The sequence below is a fragment of the Micromonospora sp. NPDC047187 genome (assembly GCF_040643355.1).
Lineage (GTDB): Bacteria > Actinomycetota > Actinomycetes > Mycobacteriales > Micromonosporaceae > Micromonospora > Micromonospora salmantinae.
On sequence record NZ_JBEYUF010000058.1, the window covers coordinates 1 to 2214 of the forward strand.

Sequence of the window (2214 nt, forward strand, 5' to 3'; positions counted from 1 at the left end):
GTGCCCACGGATGACCTTCTCGATGGTGTCGCTGAGGTTTCTTCAGCAGGTGCCACCGGTCAGCGACCTGAACCGCGTCAGGTGCTCCCTTGCGGGCGCCGTCGGCGTAGCTGCCGCCGCGGTCGCGGCAGATGATCTGAACGCCGGGGTGTTCGCGCAGCCAGGCGGCGAGGGTGTCGGCGGTGCGGTCGGGCAGGACGTCGATCGGCCGGCGGGTATGCATGTCGATCAGCACGGTGGCGTATCGGTGCCCACGACGTCGGGCGAAGTCGTCCACACCCAGCACTGTCGGCGTCACCGGCGGTGGATCGGGCATCCGCCGGATCATCCGGATCAACCTCATCCGAGACACCGACACCGCCAACCGATGCGCCAACCGGCTGCCCGGTCGACCGCCCAACGCCACCGCGACCGCCTGCAGGTCACCCGCCGCCAGGACCGTGTGACGGGCATACCGACGGGTCAGACCGGGCACCTGCTCGACGAACGTCCGCCGCCGGCACCCGACGCTTGACGCAGGTGAACCTGCGAACCGTCAACGCGAGCAGCACTTCGTGGCCGCCCAGCCTGACGTCGGCCAGCCGCCGCACATAGCAACCATGCAAGGTGGTCGACCAGGTGCCGCAGGCTCCACACGCGGACCGAACCGTCCGGGTCGCCGCGTCGATCCTGACCCCGACGCCGCGGACCACCACCGCTTCCAGCCGCAGGCCAACCAGGTGCGGAAGCAACGCCACGATGATCTCCACCCCGGCACCCAACCCGAACCCTCAGCGAGCACGACTCACAAAATGTGTGCCAGAGCCAGGGTTGGGGCGGCGTTGACATTGACTGCCACCTACTCGGCTGTCTGCGGTGGTGGCAGGATACGTCGCATGCGACGATCCTCTTCCCGGCTGCTGCTCGCGGCGTTCATCTTTCCGATGTTGGTGTCCGGGTTGAGTGCTTGCGGCGACCAGGCCGAGCACAGTTCGGGCTCGCCTCTCGGGCCCACGCCTTCAACCGTTGAGGTGGTGAAGCCGTCGGCCAGCATACCGGCAACTCCGTCGGCTCTAGCCACGGCTGCGCCTGCGCCTCCTGAGCTCCATTTCAGCAAGTCGATGGTGCGCAGCAATGAGGTCAACAAGCAGAACAAGGGTGGGCAAGCGAACGTCGAGTTGGTCGCTGGTAGCAACGACCTGAAGACGCTTGAGCGCGTCGGCCGGGAGTGCGTCGAGGTCTTTCTGCAGGAGCAACAGGCGGCGTTCTGCAAGGTCTTCGGCACCGAGGTTGACTACAAGGCTCGCGATTTGCGGAGGGCGGGAGATTCCAACTGCTGGGCCTGGTACGTGGGGGTGCCGCTGGCGGGTGGCGGGACGATGGTCACCGAGGGAAGCGATATTGGATACGTTGCCGAGCGCTGTCCCGGCAAGCTGTATCGCTGATCGCCAGGGCGCTGCCTATCGGAACGACTGCCAGGGTGCGCCGAGGGCGCCACCATAGCGGTGGCGCCCTCGGTAACCGGGAGAGCTCGATCGAGGGGCGTAAGCGGTGTGGGCGGGCGGTCAATCCACCGAGCTGCGCGTCTTGAGCTGCTCGTGAATGCCTTGAAGCTGCTCGGCCACGGCGAGGACCGTCAGGGCGAGAGCTTCGAGCCAAAGCCTGTGGCCCCTCTCAGGGGCGGTGTCAGACTCCTTCCGCTCCCATGGGTGCAGAGCTGCTACCCGGTCTGACCGAGCGGTAAGTATTTTTTCGGGCTGTAGAGCATCGTCGTCGATCTGCCAGCGTTGTCCCGCGCGGGCCGCAGCAGTAGCCGTACGACGACCAGTGAGTCGTTCGTCCGGGCTGACGGTTTCACTGTTCGGCCGAGCGTAAGTGGCCGCGGCGGTCACGACAATTGTTGTACGCCCTCTCACTGGAGAAGCCGTGCAGCAGACACCCGATTCGTCGGAGCCATCCGCTCAGCAGCCGGCCGGGACCGACGCGTCGCCTTCTGCAGGGCGGCCTTCGGTGCAGCCTGTGGCCCCGGCTGCTCAACTTCGCCCGGGCGGCCGGTCGGGCGTGCGGGTGGGAATCGTCCTGTCAGTGGCAGTCGTCGGTGGGCTCTTCATGTGTTGCATCGGTGTAGGAGCTCTTGTCACTGTCGGTTTGATCATCGGCGAGGCGTCACCTTCTCAATCCGCTCCGACCGTCTCTGCCGCCGGACCGACGCCGTCACCAACTACCCGAACACCT

Annotated in this window: 3 protein-coding genes; 1 reads left to right on the forward strand and 2 read right to left on the reverse strand. The window is 66.3% G+C overall.

Annotation, left to right across the window (positions count from 1 at the left end; all coding sequences use genetic code 11):
* A partial coding sequence (locus tag ABZ794_RS33855) for a transposase (protein WP_357519494.1) occupies window positions 1-277 on the reverse strand: 277 nt, incomplete at its 3' end.
* Between the two features lie 145 nt (window positions 278-422).
* On the reverse strand, window positions 423-749 hold the full coding sequence (locus tag ABZ794_RS33860; protein ID WP_357519496.1) for a transposase family protein: 327 nt from the start codon (window positions 747-749) through the stop codon (window positions 423-425).
* Between the two features lie 126 nt (window positions 750-875).
* Between ABZ794_RS33860 and ABZ794_RS33865 the strand changes: the two genes are divergently transcribed.
* Window positions 876-1424: a hypothetical protein gene (locus ABZ794_RS33865; RefSeq protein WP_210781275.1), complete on the forward strand. Its 549-nt coding sequence runs from the start codon at window positions 876-878 to the stop codon at window positions 1422-1424.
* The last annotated feature ends 790 nt before the right edge of the window (window positions 1425-2214 follow it).

What these genes read in the sequence shown, in the direction of transcription:
- ABZ794_RS33865 (WP_210781275.1), top strand. Translation starts at nt 876, where the DNA reads ATGCGACGATCCTCTTCCCGGCTGCTGCTCGCGGCGTTCATCTTTCCG.